This window comes from Pseudaminobacter salicylatoxidans (assembly GCF_003148475.1).
Classification (GTDB): Bacteria; Pseudomonadota; Alphaproteobacteria; order Rhizobiales; family Rhizobiaceae; genus Pseudaminobacter; species Pseudaminobacter salicylatoxidans.
Map to the genome: position 1 here is coordinate 62,802 of NZ_QGGG01000001.1, position 19,592 is coordinate 82,393.

Consider the following 19,592-nt stretch of genomic DNA (forward strand, 5'->3'; position numbering starts at 1 on the left):
TGTGGAGGAAATTCAAAATGCGAAGGAAATTTCTGGAAAGACTGGCAGGAGGCGTTGCTGCGGCTGCGGTTTATTTCGCCGCTGCGCATGTTGCCGTAGCCCAGAGCAATGAAGTGATCATGCAGGATCCAGGCGGCGCCTATGGCGAAGCTCTGCGTGAGATCATGTACGATCCGTTCGAGAAGGAGACGGGAATCAAGGTCATTACCGTTCAGGAGGCTCGCAGCGGACCGCGTATCAAGGCGCAGGTCGATGCCGGAAAAACCGAATGGGACCTAACCTTCATCTTCGATCAGGAGACGAAGCTGCTGGGGGATTGCTGCCTCGACAAGATCGATTACAGCAAGCTTTCCGAAAGCGCCCAGAAGACCCTGGCAACCATGCCGGATAACCTCAAGCGGCCCAATGGTGTCGCGCTCCAGGTCATTGGCGTTGCGCTGGCATACAACACGGAGAAATATTCGGGCGAGGTTCCGCAGAGCTGGGCGGATTTCTGGAATGTCGAGAAGTTCCCTGGAACCCGCTGCCTTCCCGCCTGGCCGCGTTTCGTCTTCGAAGCCGCGCTGATGGCCGATGGCGTCAAGAAGGAAGACCTTTATCCCATCGACATGGAACGCGCGCTCAAGAAGGTCGAGGAGATCAAGCCGCATGTCTCCAAATGGTGGACCACCGCCGCGCAGGCGCCACAGCTTCTCCTCGACGGCGAGGCGGATATGTGTATGGCTTATGCCGGACGCATCAACAATCTCGTCGTGGTCGAAGGCGCGCCCGTCGACATGACCTGGAACGAAGGCTTCGTCTATTACGACTTTTTCTCGATCCCGAAGGGCGCTCCGCATTACGAAAATGCGCTGAAGCTCTTGGCCTGGCGGCTCGATGCCCAGCGTGCAGCCCAACTCACGCAGGCTTATCCGGTCGCACTGCCATCGCCGCTGGTCTACGAGGCAGCGGACAAGGACATCAGCCGCCTTTGGGCGAACAATCCTGACAATATCGCCAAGGCCATTGAATGGAGCCCGGATTACTGGGGTGCGGCCTCTCCGGACGGACGCTCGACCAACGAGGAATATGGCCAGGAGAAGTTGAACGCGCTTCTCGCCAAATAACGATTTGAAAAACGGCCGCGCTGGTACACCAGCGCGGCCCCATTACGTTTCGCTCAGTGGAACGACATTCGAAATTGCGATAAGAACCAGTTTATGGACAAGGCTTTCATCAAGGGGTTGCGGCTTATCGAGGCGCTTGCGGTGAGTGAAAACCCGCGTGGCGTGACGGATCTCGCTGGCGAACTCGGTTTTACCAAAAGCAACGTCCACCGATTGCTGACGACGTTGCAGCACCAGGGCTATGTGCGCCAGGTTCCGCCGCACAGCACCTACGAATTGACGACCCGGCTATGGGAGCTGGGCAGTCATGTCATCCGCCGCATGGATCTGGTTTCGCTTGCACGGCCTGCCATGGAAAAGCTCGCGGCAGCGACCGGCGAAACGGTCCACCTTTCCGTCCTCGACGGAACCGACGTGCTTTATCTCGACAAGATCGAAAGCGAGCATCATATCCGCGCTCACACACGAGTTGGCCAACGGGCTCCGGCCTGGTCGGTTGCGACGGGCAAAGCCATGCTCGCCCACAAGCCTGACAGTTATCTCGAAAGCTTTGTTCCCCACTTCCAGGACTACACGGCTACGTCGCGCGCTTCCCTCGAAGAACTGCAGGCGGATGTGGCAGCGGCGCGCGCCAATGGCTACGCCATGGTGCTTCATGGAGAATGGCGCGAGGGCATCGCGGCAGTAGCGTCCGCTATTCTGGGTCCCACGGGCGAACTCGTCGGCGCCATCGGAATGTCGGGACCGGACACGCGCATCAAGAGAAAGCAGCTCAAAGAGTTCTCGGTTCATGTGCTGGAGGCGGCCCACTCCATTGAAAAAGCATTGGGTCGCTCCACGCGCTGCCTGGGCGTGCGCGCCTGAAGGTGATCCAGAAAAGTCTGCACCTTTTCCGGATCAACAACTAAGTCCTGCGTTAGCCCTTGCGGACATATTCCATCATCCGGCTGCGGCTCAGCACGAGTTCCAGTCTGTCGTCACCCAGCCGATTGAGGCAGACGCGCTTGATCCACGGGCCGTCATGCAGGGTGAACAGGTAGCGGCCGCCGCCGATGTCGTGCAGCGGCATTGCCCGGCGCGTCGGGCCGATGCCCATGATGGCGCTGCCGCCGCGGATTTCGAGATGCGCGCCATAGAGTGGCGTTTGCCAGCTTCCGTCGAGTTCGGCGCCGGCAGGTTGCGGCGTCACGGGTAGGAGGCGGCGCGCGGCATGGCCGATCTCGCCTTCCAGCGCCTCGCCGGTCCAGCGCAGCCGCATGGGCGAGGAGGCCGAGCGCGAGGAGAACCAGCCGTCGCCGTCGTCGTAGAGCGTGTCCTCGGCGTCGAGGCAATTGGCGATGCCGTTGTGCATTTCCAGCCACAGCGCGCCCGCGTCAGCCACGTAGAGCCCGTCAGGAATGGTGCAATCGGTGCGCGGGAGTTGCTCGCCGGTCAGCGCGGCCATGGCGCCGAGCGCGATCTTGTAGCCGTTTGTGTCTTCACGGTTGGAGACGACGACGAAGCCGGTCTTCTCGACAGGGTCGAGCAGGAAATAGCTTTTGTAACCGGGATGCGAGCCGCCATGGCCGACGAACTTGCGCGCGCCGAGCGAAGACCAGCGCAGGCCGAGCCCATAGCCGCTCGCCCGTCCGTCCGCCAGCGGGCGTGCGGCCGAAAGTTTTTGCAGGAGGCCGGCGAACTTGCCTTCGCCGCTCACCAGCGCTTGCGTCCAGCGGGCCAGCGCCCGGCCGCTGCCGGCAAGGCTGCCGGAGGCGGAGATATGCAGGCCGGCGGCGCTGAGCTGCCATTTTTCCGGTGCTTTCCAATAGCCAGGCACGAGGCCCGCGACAGGGTCGTTCCAGACGTCCGGCGCCTTCAGGAAGATGCCGAGCGGGCCGGCGATCTCGCGCTGGATGAAGTCGTCGAAGGCAAAGCCCTTGCGCTCAAGTGCTGCCTCCACCAGCCGATAGCCGGTGTTGGAATAGGATACCTCGGTGCCGGCATCGAAATTCAGCCGCGTCAATGTCGCCAGGAATTCCAGCAGCTGCCGGGCTTCGGTCTCGGTGTAGACGGAGAGGCCGAGCAGGGTCAGGCATTCGCGCGTGTCGGGCAGGCCGCCGCTCATGTCCAGCGCGCGCCCGACGGTGACGTCGGCGAGCGGCTTGCGCAATTCAGGCAGATGGACGCCCAGCCGATCGTCGAGGCCGATGACATTGCCATGATGCAGCACCATGGCCGCAAAGGCGTGCTTGGTGACGGAGGCGTAGCGCACCACGCTGTCGGCGGTGAAGGGCGCGAGCGTGGACAGGCTTTCCACGCCGCCGGCATGGGCGAAGCGCACGCCGCTCGCGTCGAAACCGATGATCGCGCCGCCCGGCTCATCGCCGGGCCATTGATCTGCGAAATCGCGGGCGAGGGACGACGCGGCCTGCCAGCCGGCTTCAAGCGACATGATATTCTCCGATCAGACCGGGTCTTCGAGGTTGACGCTGAGTGCGCGAAGCTCCGAGGTGTGCGGGTGCTTCGTGCGGCCGGCACGCAGGTCGTCGGCGGTAAGCTGCTCCACCATCTCGCCGCCCAGCATCACGCCCACTTCCGGGCACAGATGCGCGATCACTGCGAGATTGTGGCTCACCAGCACATAGGTCAGGTTCTTGGCGGCGCGCAGATCGGCCAGCAGGTTGAGGATTTCGGCCTGCACCGAAACGTCCAGTGCGCTGGTGGGTTCGTCCAGCAACAGCACCTGCGGCTCCGCGATCAGCGCGCGGGCGATCGCCACGCGCTGGCGCTGGCCGCCGGAAAGCTGGTGCGGAAAGCGGAAGCGCACTGCCTTTGGCAGCGCGACATCGGCCAGCGCCTGTTCGATGCGTTCCTCTATGTCGCCGATGCCATGCACCAGCAGCAGCTCGCTCAGGATGCGGTCGATGGTCTGGCGCGGATGCAGCGAACCGAACGGGTCCTGGAACACCATCTGCACCTGCCGGAAGAACGACGCTGGCAGCTTGCGCGGCACGTCTTGCCCGCCGAAGCCGATCCGACCCGTCCAGTCGTTGTTCAACCCGGCCATGGCGCGCAGGATGGTGGATTTGCCCGAGCCGCTTTCGCCGACGATGCCGAAACTGCCGCCCTTGGGCACGCTGAAGGAAACGCCCTTGACGACTTCGCGGTCGCCAAAGCTGATGCGCAGCTTGTCTACCTCGATCATGGGTTCAGCCATCCTGCATCGCGATTGAGAACCGGCAGCCGATCTCTCGGATGCGTGAGCGAGGGGATGCAGTCGAGCAGCCCGCGCGTATAGGCATGCTGTGCATGCATCAGCTCGGATGCCTTGAGCTCTTCCATCACCCGGCCGGAATACATCACCATCACGCGGTCGCAGAAATGCGAGACCAGCGGCAGGTCGTGGCTGATGAGGATCAGTCCCATGCCGCGGCGCGAGACGAGATCCTCGATGAGCCGCAGAATTTCGGCCTGCACGGTGGCGTCGAGCGCGCTGGTCGGCTCGTCGGCGATCAGCAGTTCCGGGTCGGGGGCAAGCATCATGGCGATCATGATGCGCTGGCCCATGCCGCCCGACACTTCGTGCGGATAGGATTTCGCCACCGCGCGCGGATCGCGGATCATCACCTGGTCGAGCAGGTCGATGGCCGCTTCAGCGGCCTCCTTGCGACTGCCGCGCTTGTGGGTGCGCCATGCTTCGGCAATCTGGCTGCCGATGGTCTTGACGGGGTTCAGGGAATATTTCGGATCCTGCAGGATGAAGCCGGCGCGCTTGCCGCGAATCTGGCGCATGTCGCGCTCACCCGCCTTCAGCACGTCGATGCCGTCAAAGCTCAGCGTGTCAGCGGTGATCTTCGCGTTGGAGGGCAGGAGCTTCATCAGCGCGCGCGCAGTCAGCGACTTGCCCGATCCGCTCTCGCCTACGATGCCGAGCTTTTCCTTGCTGAGTTGCAGGGAAATGCCGCGCACCGCCTCGAACCGGCTGGTGCGCGTCTCGAAGGCAATACGGAGGTTCTTGATATCGACCAGCATCGCCTTCTCCTAGTTCTGCTTCGGATCGAGCACGTCGCGCAGGCCGTCGCCGAGGAAATTGAAGGCGAGCGAGACGAGGAAGATCGCGATGCCGGGAATGGTGGCGACCCACCACTGCTCGAAGATGAAGCGCTTCGCGGTGGCGATCATGGCGCCCCATTCGGGCGAGGGCGGCTGCGCGCCCATGCCGAGGAAGCCGAGGCTGGCGGCTGTGATGATGATGGAGCTCATGTCGAGCGTGATGCGCACGATCAGGCTCGGCACGCACAGCGGCGCGATATGGCGGGCGATGATGCGCCAGGGCGAGGCACCGGTGAGGCGGCTGGCGGCGATGAAATCGCTGCGGCGGATGGTCATCGTCTCGGCGCGGGCAAGGCGCGCATAGGGCGGCCATGCGGTGAGCGCGATGGCAAGCACCGCGCTTTCCACGCCGGGCTTCAGCGCGGCGACGAAGGCGAGCGCCAGGATGAGGCGCGGGAAGGCGAGGAACACGTCGGTCACGCGCATCAGCGCGCTGTCGACGATGCCGCCGAAATAGCCGGCCACGCAGCCGACGGCGAGCCCGATCGGTGCGACGAGGACGACCACGGCGATCACCATGCCGAGCGTGACGCGCCCGCCATAGAGGATGCGCGAGAAGATATCGCGGCCAAGCTCGTCCGTGCCGAACCAGTGTTCGGCAGTGGGTCGCGCAAGGCGGTTGGCGAGTTCCTGATAGCCGGGATCATATGGAGCCAGCAGCGGCGCCAGCAGCGACAGGACGACGAAGGCGACGATGATGGCGAGGCCGATCATCGCCAGCGGGTTGGACTTCAGGTTGAGCCAGATGCGGTAGCGACGGCCCCAGGCCGCCTGCGACCGGGACGCCGGGGTCTCTTCCAGCGCCCAGTTGTGAAAGGAAGCGGGTATCATCGAACGCGAGGATCCAGAACTTTGTAGAGGATGTCGGCAAGCAGATTGAGGCCGACATAGATGACGCCGATCAGCAGCGTTGCGCCGACCACCGGGTTCATGTCCGCATTCATCAGCGAGACGGTCAGATACTGGCCAAGCCCCGGCCAGGCGAACACGGTTTCCGTGACGACGGCGCCTTCGAGCAGGCCGGCATAGGTGAGCGCCAGAACGGTGACGAGTTGCACCGCCACGGTCGGGAAGGCGTGCTTCCAGATAACGGCGGCGGCCGACAGGCCCTTGGCGCGGGCGGTGATGACGAACTCGCCTTTCAGCGCATCGAGCATAAAGGCGCGCGTCATGCGGGTGATGTAGGCCATGGAGAAATAGGCCAGGATCACCACCGGCTGCACCATATGCGCCAGCGCGTCCCAGAAGGCGTCCCAGTCGCCTGCGATGATGGAATCGACCGTCAGCAGGCCAGTGACATGCGGCACCATGCCCTCGAAGATGATGTCCTGCCGGCCCGGTCCCGGCGCGATGCCGAGAGCGGCGTAGAAGATCAGCAGCGACAGCAGCGCGAGCACGAAGACCGGCACGGAATGACCGGCAAGGCAGACGACGCGGATGATTTGGTCGGTCAGCCTGCCCTGGCGCACCGCTGCCCATACGCCCAGCGGAATGCCGATGACGGCCGCAATCAGCAGCGCGGCGGTGGCGAGTTCGAGGGTTGCGGGGAAGTAGCGCGCAATGTCCTCGGTGACCGGGTTGCGGGTCAGGATCGACTTGCCGAAATCGCCGTGTACGATCTGCGAAAGATAGTGCATGAACTGGTAGACCAGCGGCTGGTCCAGCCCCATTTCGGTGCGTACGCGCTCGATGACCGCTTCGGGGGCGTTGTCGCCCACCGCTGCGATCACCGGATCGACCGGCATCACCCGGCCGATCATGAAGGTGACGAGCGCGAGCCCGAGCAGCGTCAGGAAGACGCTGCCCAGTATGCCCGTCAGGTGTTTCAGCCCCTTGCTCAAGCCTTGGCTATCCTTGCGTAGGAGTGGGAATCCGACAGCGTGCCCAGATGCATGCCCGTCACGTCCTTGCGGCAGGCCGCGATCTCGGTCTTCTGCAGCATGATGGTGAAGGGGCTGTTGTGCATGAACTCGCGTTGCAGCTCCTGATAGAGCTTGATGCGCGTTGCCGGATCGCGCTCGTCACGCGCAGCCACCGCCTTCTTCATGAACTCCTCGTTCTGGTAGGACGAGCGCCAGGCAAACGGCTTGTTCTTGGCGTTGTCGGAGTTGTCCGGGTTGTTGCAGAAGACATCGACATTGGTATTCGGGTCGAAATAGTCCGAACCCCAGGCCGATAGGGCGATCTGGTGCTCGCGGGCGCGCATCTTGGTCAGCACCTGCCGGTTCTCGGCCGCCTGAAGCTGCACGCGGATGCCGATCTCGCCCAGATTGGCCTGGATGGCCTGTGCGATGTCGGGGTAGGGCTGCGCCGAATAGTGGTCCATGACGATGTCGAAACCGTCGGCAAGACCGGCCTCGGCCATCAGTGCCTTGGCCTTCTCGACGTCCTTCTGGAACGGCGTGTCGTTGACGGCGCCGGCGAAACCGTCCGGCACGATGGTCTGGTGGATTTCATGGGTAAGCGGAACGATGTTTTCCTGAATGCCCTTGTAGTCCACGGCCCACTTGATGGCCTCCCAGACCTGCGGCTTGGCGAGGTTTTCGTTCTTCTGGTTGAGCGACATCAGGACGAGGCCGGCCACGCCTTTGCGGATCACATTGTAGTTCTCGTCGCCCTGCAGCACGCGAAGCTGTTCGGTGGTGAGGTTGCGGGCGATGTCGACGTCACCCTTCTGCAGCATCAGAAGCTGTGAGGACGGATCGATCACGTGGCGCAGGATGATGCGCTTGACATTGCCCTTGTAGGCGCCGTGTGGGTTGACCGAAAGCATGATGCTCTCGCTCGGCTTCCAGGACATCAGTACCCACTCGCCCGAGCCGGCGCTGTTCTTCTGTAGCCAGCCATTGCCGAGGTCATCGCCCGAGGCGTTTTCCAGCACCACCTTCTTTTCCACGATGCTGCCGACACTGGACGACAGGCAGTAGAGCAGGAAGGAGAGCGAGGTCGGTGTCTCGACGGTCAGCGTCAGCGTGCTGTCATCGACGGCGACGATCGACTTCTCGACATTGTCAGGCGTGAAGCCGAACTGGTTGATGATGAAGGCCGCGCCTTTGTCCATCTTGATCGCGCGCTGGAGCGAGAAGGCGGCGTCCTCGGCCGTCACGGGCGAGCCGCTGGCGAACTTGGCTTCCGGGTTGATCTTGAAGGTGAAGACCTTGCCCTCGGCATCGGCCTCCCAGGAGTTGGCGACGCCGCCCTCGATCTTCTCCGGATCGTCGAAGGCCGGGTGCACGAGGCGTTGGTACATGTTGGAGCAAACTTCGCTGCCGACGGCCTCGAAGCTCTCATGCGGATCGAGGCTGGTCATGTTGTCGAGCTGCTGGGCGACGACAAGGATGTCCTGGCGGCCGGCCGCGAGGGTGGGGATGATGCTGGCATAGGACAGGAACGGCACCGCTGCGCTTCCGACCAAAAAACCACGTCTCGAAATCATTTCGCTGTACCTTCCCGACTTGCTGGCGAAAAAAGAGAGGCCCCAAAAGGGTGCAAGGCCGTTTTGCCTAGGGTTGAATGCGGCCATTTTCAGGCGGGGGCTTATCACGATCGGTGATTGTCGAGCCAATGCAGAATTTGCCGCGGGTTATGCAGTTTTTGCATTTCTTCCGCTGCGTGATGGCTGTTGCAGGCCATCCGATGCGCATTCGGAATGAAAAATCACCGAAATCGCATTTGCTATTTCCCAATCGCAGGTCCACTTAAATGGCCCGCACGCGGACTCAGGCGTCCGCCTTCCCATCATGTGCAAAAGGTTTTCCAGTCGATGACGACAGATTCGATCATTCCCGTCTTTGATGGCCACAACGACGTTCTGCTGCGTCTGCATATGTCCTCTCAGCCGGACCCGGAAAAGCGTTTTATCGAGGGCGAGAAGGCCGGGCACATCGACCTGCCGCGCGCGCGCAAGGGCGGGCTGGCAGGCGGGCTTTGCGCCATCTACGTGCCGTCGCCGTCACATGAGCTGGACGCGAATGGCGACTACCCGACGCCGAGCCATACGGACGCACTGAACACAACGCTGGCTATGGCATCGCTTCTGGCGCGCATCGAGCGCAAGTCGGGAGGCGCCCTGCGCATCTGCCGTACGGCCGGCGATATCCGCGCCGCAATGGCTGCAGGCGCCTTTGCCTCGGTGTTGCACATCGAGGGTGCGGAAGCGGTTGGGCCCGATCTCGATGAGCTTTATGTGCTGCATCAGGCGGGTTTGCGCACGTTGGGCCCGGTCTGGAGCCGTCCCAACATCTTTGCCTACGGCGTACCGTTCCGTTTCCCCAGTTCGCCCGATATCGGCGCTGGCCTAACCGACAGTGGCAAGGCGCTGATCCACGCCTGCAACGAGTTGAAGATCATGATCGACCTGTCGCATATGAACGAGCAGGGCTTCTGGGACATCGCCGCCATTTCCGACGCGCCGCTGGTCGCGTCGCATTCCAATGCCCATGCGTTGTGTCCGCACAGCCGCAATCTCACCGACAAGCAGCTGGACGCCATCAGGGATACGGGCGGGCTGGTCGGCCTGAATTTCGGCGTCTCCTTCTTCCGCGAGGACGGACAGAAGAATCCGGACACCGCCGTGGAAGGTCTGGTGCGGCATGTCGATTACATCGCCGAGCGCATCGGCATTGAGCATGTGGCGCTGGGTTCCGATTTCGACGGCACGACCATACCCGCAGCGATGCGTCACGCCGGCGACCTGCAGATCCTGGTCGAAGCCCTTCGCAAGGCAGGCTATGACGATGCCGCCCTGCGCAAGATCGGCCATGAGAACTGGATCGACGTGCTGGAGCGCAGTTGGGCAAGCTGAGCCGCGTGCCCGGTAAAGCGCTTCAGGTCGCGGCTGGCGCTTCCGAAAGCCATCCGCCGGTGAAGCCGGCACGCCGCAGCCCGGTCATCAGATAGGAGCAGCGCCGCATCCAGTCCCACGGCTTGCCGGTCAGGTAGTTCTCGATCATCAGCACGATCGGCCCCTGGTTCAGGCCGTAGTGCCATGGCGAGACCCAGCCATAGGGATGGCCCGCCTTGTAAGGGTAGGTCGGGTTGAAGGTCGCCTTGAAGCCGTACGGGTTCTTGCGCTTCAGCTTCAGGTCATGGATGAAATGGTCGATGGCCGGCAGCACGATTTTCGGCGCGAAGGGAAGGGAGGCGACCACCGCCCAGGGCGCTATGGTGCCGTCGTCGGGGCCGAAAGGCACGCCGCGTCCTACATAGTCGTAGAACTGGCGGGTGATGCCGTTTACTTTCAGCGTCGCCGGTCCCGGACCGTCGGTCGCGGTGATGCCCCAGCAATGTTCGCCGTAATGGGCAAAGCCAAGTGGATTGTCGATGGCGTAGCGCTGCTGGATGATGGTGGCGCGGCGACTGTTTTCGAAGTAGTCGAGCTCTTTTTCGCGCATCGGCGCGTCCTGGATTCCACGAAAATCGACCCAGATATGCGAAAGCTGATGGGTGAACAGCGGCCCCGAATAGAGATAGTCGAAGCCATAGAAGTGCTTCCATTCATAGGTCGAGGCCCAGGCTGTGTAGCTTTCTTCGGGCAGGGGGAAGGTTGGCGAACCCAGTCCCAGGAAATAAAGCAGCAGCGCCTCGTCATAGCCTTCCCAGCGATACGCGATGAATCCGGTTTCCGGTCGCCAGCCATGGGTCACGGTAGCGCCGCCGTTCAGGGCCCATTGCCAGTCGGCACGGCGGTAGAGTGCATCGGCCAGTGTGCGGATTTGCTTTTCGTCGGCGGTGTCGCGGTCGAAATACATCGCTGCGGTCAGCCCGCCAGCCAGCAGGAAGGCGCTGTCGATGGTGGAAAGCTCGCAATTCCAGGCGCGGCGCCCGGTCTCCATGTCGAGGAAATGATAGAAAAAGCCGCGATAGCCCGTGGCGTCGGGCTCCGGACCTTGTGGGCTTTCCCAGAAGAAGCGCAGCGTTTTCAGCGTGCGCTCCGCCGCCGCTTCGCGTGTCATCAGACCGCGTTCCACCCCGATCGGATAAGACGCCAGTGCCAGCCCGGTGGCCGCGATACTGGAAGGGCAGCCGTTCTCGGTCTTGTCGATGATCAACCCATTGCGCGGGCTGGCCTCATGCAGGAAATAGCTGAACGCCTCGCGCTGAAGGACCCGCAGTTCGATATCGGCTGACAGCTTCATGCAAGCATATCCGGCAGCATCATTGCGGTTGCAATAGTAAAAACCATAACGTGCGATATGCGGGTTCGCCAGGCAATTTCAGGTGTTTGCGCCGTGAAGCCTGGCAGTGCTCGCCGGTCACATCCGCTCATCCGTGCGCGTTGCACGCTCGGCCCTGCTTTCCTGATGGGAACGGCCCTGCGTGATCAGGAGCGCGCTGCGCTGCCCGGTGGTGTGGATCCACAACCAGCTCAGGGCGACTGACAGCCGGTTGCGCACGCCGATCAGGAAGAAGATGTGGGCAATGCCCCAAATCCACCAGGCGAGTGCGCCACGCAGCTTCAGCCAGCCGAAATCGATCACCGCAAGCTTCTTGCCGATGGTGGCGAGATTGCCGGCGTGCTTGTAGCGGAACGGACGGGCCTCCGGCTTGCCGGCCAGCCGGGCCTTGATCGTCCCGGCGATATGACGACCCTGTTGCTTGGCGGCGGGTGCTATGCCGGGCACGAGGCTTCCATCCGGCGCCTTGACAAAGGCGGTGTCGCCGATGGCGAAGATTTCGGGATGCCCCGGCACGGTCAGGTCCTGCTCAACCAGGATGCGGCCGGCCCTGTCTGCCGGTGCGTCGAGCCATTCGGCGGCGCGCGAGGCCGCGACGCCGGCCGCCCAGACCAGCGTGGCAGCCGCCAGCCGCTTGCCACCATAGATGACGCCATCGGCATCGCAGGCGCTCACCGCCTCGCCGAGCACGACCTCGACACCGAGCGAGCGCAACGCCTTCTCGGCGTAGGCCGAAAGGTCTTCAGGGAAAGCGGGAAGCAGGCGCGGCCCCGCCTCGATCAGCAGGATGCGCGCCTTGGTGGGATCGATGTTGCGATAGTCGCGCTTCAGCGTCACATGGGCGAGTTCGGCAATCGTGCCGGCCATTTCCACTCCGGTCGGGCCGCCGCCGACGATGACGAAGGTGAGCAGCGCCTGCCGGCGTTGCGGGTCGGTCTCGCGCTCGGCGCGCTCAAAGGCCATAAGGATGCGCCGGCGCAGTCTGGTGGCGTCTTCGAGCGATTTCAGGCCGGGCGCGGCGTCTTCCCATTCGTCATGACCGAAATAGGCGTGGCGCGCGCCCGTGGCAAGCACCAGCGTGTCGTAGGCGATCTCGCTGCCGTTTTCGAGGCGCAATACCCGCCGGGAGGGATCGACATGGACCACCTCGCCGAGCAGCGTCGTGACTTCGGGCCGGTTGGCGAACAGATGGCGGATCGGCCATGCGATTTCCGAGGTCGCCAGCGAGGCGGTCGCCACCTGATAGAGCAGCGGCTGGAACAGGTGGTGATTGCGCCGGTCGATAACGGTGATGCGCGTGCCGGCGCCTTTCAGATTGCGGATCGTTTCCAGCCCGCCGAAGCCCGCCCCCACGACCACTACGTGATGGTTCTGCGACGTCTCGTTCATGCGGCCCCCTTCGGCGACAATTCGCCTGTCGATGCGCGTACGGGTTGTGAGCTGTCCAGCCGCCATAGATAGCGCGGATGGTGACAGCTTCCGCATGGAAATGTTAGATTTTTCGCAGCACCGCGTCCAGCGGTTGGGCAAGACGCGGCTTTGCCGGCTGAACGGATGGCGCTTGGCCGGAGCCTCACACCATCCTTTCGATCAGTCGTCCTGGCCGGGGGTGCCGGCGTGATCGCGTCGGCCCATGATGATTTCGCGCTTGCCGACATGGTTGGGCGCCCCCACCAGTCCTTCCTTCTCCATGCGCTCCACGAGCGAAGCGGCGCGATTGTAACCGATGCCAAGGCGGCGCTGGATGTAGGAGGTCGAGCACTTCTTGTCGCGCACCACAACCTTCACGGCTTCCTCATAGAGAGTATCGCCGTCCTCGGCCGCGACCGATCCCTTGTCGAAGACCGGACCCTGATCGGCCTCGTCCGCCTCTTCTTCCTCGTCGGCGGTAACCGTTTCGAGATATTCGGGCCGTCCCTGCGTCTTGAGATGCGCAACGACCTGCTCGACTTCCTCGTCGGACACGAAAGGACCGTGGACGCGCGCGATGCGCCCGCCGCCGGCCATGTGCAGCATGTCGCCCTGTCCGAGCAGTTGCTCGGCGCCTTGCTCGCCCAGAATGGTGCGGCTGTCGATTTTCGAGGTCACCTGGAAGGAGATGCGCGTCGGGAAATTCGCCTTGATCGTGCCGGTGATGACGTCCACGGACGGACGCTGGGTGGCCATGATCAGATGGATCCCGGCGGCGCGCGCCATCTGCGCCAGACGCTGGATCGCGCCTTCGATCTCCTTGCCGGCGACCATCATCAGGTCGGCCATCTCGTCGACGATGACGACGATGTAAGGCATCGGTGCCAGATCGATTTCCTGCTCCTCGAACAGTGGCTCGCCAGTGCCCTTCTCGAAGCCGGCCTGCACCTGCATGATCACCGTTTCGCCCTTGTCGCGGGCCGCGGCTGCGCGCTGGTTGTAGCCGTCGATGTTGCGCACGCCGAGCCGCGCCATCTTGCGATAGCGATCCTCCATCTCGCGCACGGCCCATTTCAGCGCCGTCACGGCCTTCTTGGGGTCCGTGACCACAGGGGTCAGCAGGTGCGGGATGCCGTCATAGACGGAAAGTTCGAGCATCTTGGGATCGACCATGATGAGCCGGCATTCCTCCGGCTTCAGCCGGTAAAGCAGCGACAGGATCATGGTGTTGATGGCGACCGATTTACCCGAGCCGGTGGTGCCGGCCACCAGCAGATGCGGCATCTTGGCAAGCTCGGCGATGACAGGCTCGCCGCCGATGGTCTTGCCCAGCCCCAGCGCCAGCTTGGCATTGCTGTTGCGGAAGCCGTCGGATTCGATCAGTTCGCGGAAATAGACGGTCTCGCGCGTTTCGTTGGGCAGTTCGATGCCTATGACGTTGCGGCCGGGAACGACAGCCACGCGCGCCGAGATAGCCGACATGGAGCGCGCGATGTCGTCGGCAAGGCCGATGACGCGCGAAGATTTCACGCCCGGCGCCGGCTCGAATTCATAAAGCGTGACGACCGGGCCGGGGCGCACATGAATGATCTCGCCCTTGACGCCGAAATCCTCCAGCACGCTTTCCAGAAGGTCGGCGTTCTGCTCCAGCCGCTCCTGCGACATGTAGAAGCCCTGACCCGCCGGTGGCTCCTGCAGAAGCTCTTCGGAGGGAAATTCGTACGTGTCACCGGAGGCGACGCGCACGACCTTGCCCGACATGGGTAGCGACGGCGCGCGCGGCGCGGGCATCGTGATCTCAACGCTTCTGGCCGCAGGCGCTGCGTCATTGGCGGCCACCAGTGGCGCGGCTTCGACCTCTTGCGGCGTGCTTTCCACCGGAGCTTCCGCGAGCTTCGCGGGCTCGGCCACGAGAGGTTCTTCAACCGCCACGGGCACCATTTCCGGAGTGTCGGGAACAGCCGGCTGGTTCGCGTGGCATTCGATGATGCGGTAGAGCGCCGTGATTTCGCTTGTCGACGCCCGGCGCGCCTCGGGTCTCCGTGCCGCGAAGGTTGCAGGCGACAGGGGAGCTGGAGCCACTACAGGGGAAATTCGCGTGGACGAAAACGGTCGCGCGGGCGGCAGGCTGGGGGTGGTATCCGGTGCGCCCAGTTCGAAGAAGGCATGATCGGACAGATAGGACCAGCGGGAATCGATCCGGGCGGCTGGCGTCGGCCGTATGACGGGCTGCACCGACGCAGGAGGCGTGGTTGCTGCTGCCGGGCTCGCCGCCGGCTGGGCCACCGAAGGCAGAACCTGCGCGGTCTCGACTACGCGGCTCAGCGACGGATGCGTAGCGGTATGCGTCGGCCGCGCGGGGCTCGTCCGTTCGGTGCGATAAGTCTGGACGCCTGCAGCAATCGCTGGCCGGACAGGCGCCGGAACCGGTTGGGACGAAGCCGTTGCGGGCGTGCCGAACCGCCCAGCCGAAGCTGCACCGGTGGTCGCCATTGCGCGTGCGTCCGGGCCGGCAGCGGTTTCGCTTTGGCCGTTGGCATCCTCAGGCGTGCGTCGCTTCATGAGGTCGCGCTCGGGCGTGCGGGTGAAGCGGACATTGGGCGCCAGGAAAAAATGATTCTGCAAAGTAGAGTGCGTGAAATAGCCCTCAGCCCCGGCTGCCTGCGCTGCAGCGCTGGGCTGGACACCGGAATTGCCGTTGGAAACCATTGCCTGCTGCAACGACTCGCTGACCGAAGGGCGTACCTCTTCGAAATGATCCGCCTCTTCCCCATGGGGAGCGAAGGACGAAAAATTGGCTCGAGGAAAATTCATGGGAACCTACACTCTCAGACTCGGGCGGTGGGACGTCCCCAGCAATAGGAAGCGAGTGGTTAACAGTTCCCTTTTATGGCCTGTCCAAAGGGTGTGGCGATTTTGCCGCCCGGCCATTTTTCGCAATAACCGGGCGGCAATTGTCTCATTACGCCGTCGCGTGCGCTGGCGCGCGGAAGCGTTTCAGCCGCAGGGCGTTGCCCAGCACGAAGACGCTCGACAGCGCCATGGCGCCGGCCGCCAGCATCGGCGAAAGCAGCGTGCCGCTGATCGGATAGAGCACGCCTGCGGCAACTGGGATCAGGCTCGCATTGTAGGCAAAGGCCCAGAACAAGTTTTGCCGGATATTGGTGATGGTTGCCCGAGACAGGGCGATCGCATTGGTCACGCCCAGGAGGTCGCCCGACATCAGCACCACGTCGGCGCTTTCTATCGCGATGTCCGTTCCGGTGCCGACGGCCACGCCTATGTCCGCCTCGGCCAGTGCCGGCGCATCGTTGATGCCGTCGCCCACGAAGGTCACGGTGCGGCCCCCGGCGCGCAGGCGCTTGACTGCCTCGATCTTGCCGTCAGGCAGGACTTCCGCAACCACTTCGTCAATGCCGAGTTGGGCGGCGATCGCTTCCGCCGTGCGGCGGTTGTCGCCGGTGATCATGGCCACCTTGAGGCCCATATCGTGCAGCGCACGGATGGCCTGCAACGTGGTCGGCTTGATCGGATCGGCCACGGCGATGATCGCGGCGAGCTTGCCGTCGATGGCCGCATAAAGCGGCGTCCGCGCTTTGCGGCCAAGGCGCTGGCTCGTTTCGGAGAAGTGCTGCACGCTGATGCCGAGCTTTTCCATATAGCGGTCGGCACCGACAGCGACGCGATGCTTCCCGACCGTGGCGCTGACGCCAAAGCCCGGAACGGCCTCGAAGCCGTTCGCGCTGCCGATGGCGAGCCCATCCTCTTGCGCCGCCGCAACGATGGCAGCGGCCACCGGATGCTCCGATTGCCCTTCCACCGCGGCGACCAGTGCAAGCACGTCGTCGCGATCGAAGCCTTCGGCGACTTCGAGGTCGGTCAGCGCCGGCTTACCGGCGGTCAGCGTACCGGTCTTGTCGAATGCGACGACCTCCGTGGACCGCAGCGATTGCAGCGCCTCGCCATTGCGGAACAGCACGCCAAGCTCGGCCGCGCGGCCGGTGCCGACCATGATCGAGGTCGGCGTCGCCAGTCCCATGGCGCATGGGCAGGCGATGATGAGCACGGCCACTGCGTTGACGAGCGCGAAGGTGAGAGCAGGTTCGGGGCCGACGACCAGCCAGATGAGGAAGGTCAGCGCTGCGGCGGCCATGACGGCGGGCACGAACCAGGCCGTAATCTCGTCCACCAGTGCCTGGATCGGCAGCTTGGACCCTTGGGCGGTTTCCACCATGCGGATGATCTGGGCAAGCAGCGTGTCGGCGCCCACCTTGGTGGCGCGATAGGTGAAGCTACCGGTCTTGTTGATCGTGCCGCCGATGACTTCAGCGCCTTCGCCCTTGCTGACGGGAACCGGTTCGCCGGAAATCATGGATTCGTCGACAAAGGATGATCCCGAAAGCACAATCCCGTCCACCGGAACCTTGTCGCCGGGGCGCACCTGCACGACATCGCCGGTAACGACTTCATCAAGCGGGATGTCCACGAAAGCCCCGCCGCGCTCCACGCGGGCGGATTTCGCCTGGAGGCCCATCAGCCGCTTGATCGCCTCGCTGGTGCGGCCCTTGGCCCTGGCTTCAAGCAGGCGACCGAGCAGGATCAGCGTGATGATCACTGCGGAGGCCTCGAAATAGACATTCGCCGTGCCGGCCGGCAGCAGGTCGGGCGCGAAGGTGGCAATCACCGAATAGGCCCAGGCGGCGGTAGAGCCCAGAACCACGAGCGAATTCATTTCGGGGGCGAAACGCAGCAGTGCCGGCACGCCGCTCCTGTAGAAGCGCAGGCCGGGTCCGAACTGCACGATCGTCGCCAGTACGAAGAAGAAAATGTAGAGCGGCTGGCGGCCGATATTCATCAGCAACCAGTGGTGCAGCGCCGGGAAGATATGAGAGCCCATCTCCAGCACGAAGATCGGCAGGGTCAATGCCGCGGCGATGCCGAGGTCGCGCTTCAGCCGGACCAACTCGCGGTTGCGGGCTTCCTCACGGCTGTCAGCGCCGGTGTCGGCGGCCTTTTGCCGGGTGGGACGCGGCTCATAGCCAGCCTTGCGGATGGCGGCGTCGATTGCCGCGCGCGATGTCGTGCCAAGGGTTTCGACAGCGGCGCTCTCGGTGGCGAGATTGACCGATGCCTTGAGCACGCCTGGAACGGCCGAAATGGCACGCTCCACCCGGCGTACGCAGGAGGCGCAGGTCATGCCGTCGATCTCGACCTGCATCGTCGCAAGCGGTACGTCATAGCCAGCGTCACGGATCGCGGCGACGATGGCGTCAGGATCCACGTTTTCGTCTAAAGCCACGTCGGCGCTTTCCGTGGCAAGGTTTACCGTCGCCGAGTTCACCCCGGGAACCTTGGCGATAGCTTTCTCGACGCGGCGCACGCAGGAGGCGCAGGTCATCCCTTCAACTGGGAAACTGTGTCGGGCTGAAACGGTGTGATCAGAAACGTCCATAGCAATATGCCCCTGATTTGAACGACTGGACACAAAATAGGGCTTCCAGCAACTGGAAGGTCAACGGGGCTTTTCATTTTTTCTTGTCGCCGAAAATCCTGAAGGGAACGCTTGACCTTCCAGTGGCTGGAAGCACCACATTGCGTGGGCGGCGCGGTTGCCGCCATACCGATCGAGGACATGAAATGCTGAAACTGAAACTTCCCGACATGACCTGCGGACATTGCGCGGGTGTCGTCACCAAGGCCGTGCAGGACGTCGATGCCGATGCGCGCATCGATATCGACCTCGCGACGCAAACGGTCTCGATCGAAACCTCCGCCGATTCGGGCAAGGTCGCGCAGGCGCTCGACATGGCGGGCTATCCGGTCGAAGCGTAACACTTGCAAAAGGCACCTGTCACGGTGCCTCGGTGAGGCACTCGATCAGCGTGCGATGCTCGGCAAAAGCGGGTCGGTTTCGGGGCCATGTGATCCAGTAGCCGGCCTCCATGCGCAGCGGCTTTTCGGTCAGGCGCACGATCCGGCCCTCTTCCAGAGCAGGCCGGCAGAGCGGGAGCGACCCCAGGAGCACGCCAGCGCCGCTTTCCGCCGCCCGCAAAGCCTGCACGAATGTGTCGAAGCGCAGGATCGGCACCGGAGGCGGTGGCGTTTCCATGGCGATCGCCCAGTCGCGCCAGCCGATCCGCGGCCCCGAGACGGCAATGCGCGGCAGCGACTGCCAATCGTCGGCATTTGAGGTCGACAGCGCCGGGCTTGCCACCGGCGCCAGTTCTTCGGCAAACAACCGCTGCCCATTGCGTTCGGCCCAGCTTCCTTCACCGAAGCGTATCTCGAAATCGGCTTCCGTGCGGGAATAGTCGGGCAACCTCTGTATCGTCTCGAAGGAAAGCTGGAGGTGGGGCAGGCGCCGGGCGACTTCGGCAAGGCGTGGCACCACCCACAATTCTATCACCGAAGAGGATGCCGCGATTGCGAGCTTGCGCCGAGGTGCCTCGAACAGGTTGGCGGTGCTGTGCGCAAGCTGGGCAAGTGCGGCCTGCACATGCGGCAGCCAGGCCTCGCCCTGCGTGGACAGGCTGACCCCTCGTGCCTGTCGGTCGAACAGGCGCGTACCGAGCCGTAATTCCAGATTGCGGATGCGCTGGCTGACGGCGGCTTGCGTCAATCCGAGTTCCCTGGCGGCGGCGGTGAAATTTCCCAGCCGCGCCGCGGCCTCGAACACCCTGATCCATTCCAGCGGCGGCAGAACAGGTTCCTGATCAGTCATAAGTAAATCGCCGTCTCACTATCGATATTCGTTGCTTGTCGTTATGGCTTGGGCCGTGTGAGGTGTCGAGCAGACAATCGGATCTGG

The 19,592-nt window shown here is 63.4% G+C and carries 15 protein-coding genes; 4 read left to right on the forward strand and 11 right to left on the reverse strand.

Annotation, left to right across the window (positions count from 1 at the left end; translation table 11 throughout):
- Window positions 1-17 precede the first annotated feature (17 nt).
- Window positions 18-1,106 carry an extracellular solute-binding protein gene (locus C7441_RS00265; protein ID WP_019171044.1) on the forward strand — a complete coding sequence of 363 codons (1,089 nt, stop codon included), beginning with the start codon at window positions 18-20 and terminating at the stop codon, window positions 1,104-1,106.
- A 93-nt stretch (window positions 1,107-1,199) separates the two neighbouring features.
- Window positions 1,200-1,970, forward strand: a complete 771-nt coding sequence (locus C7441_RS00270) for an IclR family transcriptional regulator (RefSeq protein WP_109611210.1) — start codon at window positions 1,200-1,202, stop codon at window positions 1,968-1,970.
- A 52-nt stretch (window positions 1,971-2,022) separates the two neighbouring features.
- Here the strand turns inward: C7441_RS00270 and C7441_RS00275 are convergent, their stop codons facing one another.
- The 6 genes from C7441_RS00275 to C7441_RS00300 are packed head-to-tail and all read right to left on the reverse strand — an operon-like array spanning window position 2,023 to window position 8,634.
- Window positions 2,023-3,537, reverse strand: coding sequence for a serine hydrolase domain-containing protein (locus tag C7441_RS00275; RefSeq protein WP_109611211.1), 1,515 nt, complete (start codon window positions 3,535-3,537; stop codon window positions 2,023-2,025).
- Between the two features lie 12 nt (window positions 3,538-3,549).
- The gene (locus tag C7441_RS00280) at window positions 3,550-4,290 is read right to left on the reverse strand and encodes an ABC transporter ATP-binding protein (protein ID WP_109611578.1); all 741 of its coding nucleotides are present in this window, start codon (window positions 4,288-4,290) and stop codon (window positions 3,550-3,552) included.
- On the reverse strand, window positions 4,287-5,117 hold the full coding sequence (locus C7441_RS00285) for an ABC transporter ATP-binding protein (protein ID WP_109611212.1): 831 nt from the start codon (window positions 5,115-5,117) through the stop codon (window positions 4,287-4,289). Before C7441_RS00285 ends, C7441_RS00280 begins: the two co-directional genes overlap by 4 nt.
- Window positions 5,118-5,126: 9 nt before the next feature.
- Window positions 5,127-6,029 (reverse strand): nickel transporter permease, encoded by a 903-nt coding sequence (gene nikC / locus C7441_RS00290; RefSeq protein WP_019173790.1) that lies wholly within the window; start codon window positions 6,027-6,029, stop codon window positions 5,127-5,129.
- Window positions 6,026-7,039: an ABC transporter permease gene (locus tag C7441_RS00295; RefSeq protein ID WP_019173789.1), complete on the reverse strand. Its 1,014-nt coding sequence runs from the start codon at window positions 7,037-7,039 to the stop codon at window positions 6,026-6,028. Before C7441_RS00295 ends, nikC begins: the two co-directional genes overlap by 4 nt.
- Complete coding sequence (locus C7441_RS00300) at window positions 7,036-8,634, reverse strand: ABC transporter substrate-binding protein (protein WP_109611213.1); 1,599 nt, start codon at window positions 8,632-8,634, stop codon at window positions 7,036-7,038. The genes C7441_RS00295 and C7441_RS00300 overlap by 4 nt, the downstream gene beginning before the upstream one ends.
- A gap of 327 nt (window positions 8,635-8,961) precedes the next feature.
- On the opposite strand from C7441_RS00300, the gene C7441_RS00305 reads away from it, so the two are divergent.
- Complete coding sequence (locus C7441_RS00305; RefSeq protein WP_109611214.1) at window positions 8,962-10,002, forward strand: dipeptidase; 1,041 nt, start codon at window positions 8,962-8,964, stop codon at window positions 10,000-10,002.
- Window positions 10,003-10,024: 22 nt separating this feature from the next.
- On the opposite strand, the gene C7441_RS00310 is transcribed toward C7441_RS00305, so the two are convergent.
- From C7441_RS00310 to C7441_RS00325, 4 genes are all read right to left on the reverse strand, one after another.
- The gene (locus tag C7441_RS00310; protein WP_109611215.1) at window positions 10,025-11,335 is read right to left on the reverse strand and encodes a glucoamylase family protein; all 1,311 of its coding nucleotides are present in this window, start codon (window positions 11,333-11,335) and stop codon (window positions 10,025-10,027) included.
- 117 nt (window positions 11,336-11,452) lie between these two features.
- Complete coding sequence (locus tag C7441_RS00315) at window positions 11,453-12,763, reverse strand: NAD(P)/FAD-dependent oxidoreductase (RefSeq protein WP_109611579.1); 1,311 nt, start codon at window positions 12,761-12,763, stop codon at window positions 11,453-11,455.
- A 201-nt stretch (window positions 12,764-12,964) separates the two neighbouring features.
- Window positions 12,965-15,598, reverse strand: a complete 2,634-nt coding sequence (locus C7441_RS00320; RefSeq protein ID WP_109611216.1) for a DNA translocase FtsK — start codon at window positions 15,596-15,598, stop codon at window positions 12,965-12,967.
- Between the two features lie 148 nt (window positions 15,599-15,746).
- Complete coding sequence (locus C7441_RS00325; protein WP_109611217.1) at window positions 15,747-18,236, reverse strand: heavy metal translocating P-type ATPase; 2,490 nt, start codon at window positions 18,234-18,236, stop codon at window positions 15,747-15,749.
- 185 nt (window positions 18,237-18,421) lie between these two features.
- Between C7441_RS00325 and C7441_RS00330 the strand changes: the two genes are divergently transcribed.
- Window positions 18,422-18,616 (forward strand): heavy-metal-associated domain-containing protein, encoded by a 195-nt coding sequence (locus C7441_RS00330; RefSeq protein WP_109611218.1) that lies wholly within the window; start codon window positions 18,422-18,424, stop codon window positions 18,614-18,616.
- Between the two features lie 19 nt (window positions 18,617-18,635).
- On the opposite strand, the gene C7441_RS00335 is transcribed toward C7441_RS00330, so the two are convergent.
- The gene (locus tag C7441_RS00335) at window positions 18,636-19,505 is read right to left on the reverse strand and encodes a LysR substrate-binding domain-containing protein (protein ID WP_109611219.1); all 870 of its coding nucleotides are present in this window, start codon (window positions 19,503-19,505) and stop codon (window positions 18,636-18,638) included.
- Between the last annotated feature and the right edge of the window lie 87 nt (window positions 19,506-19,592).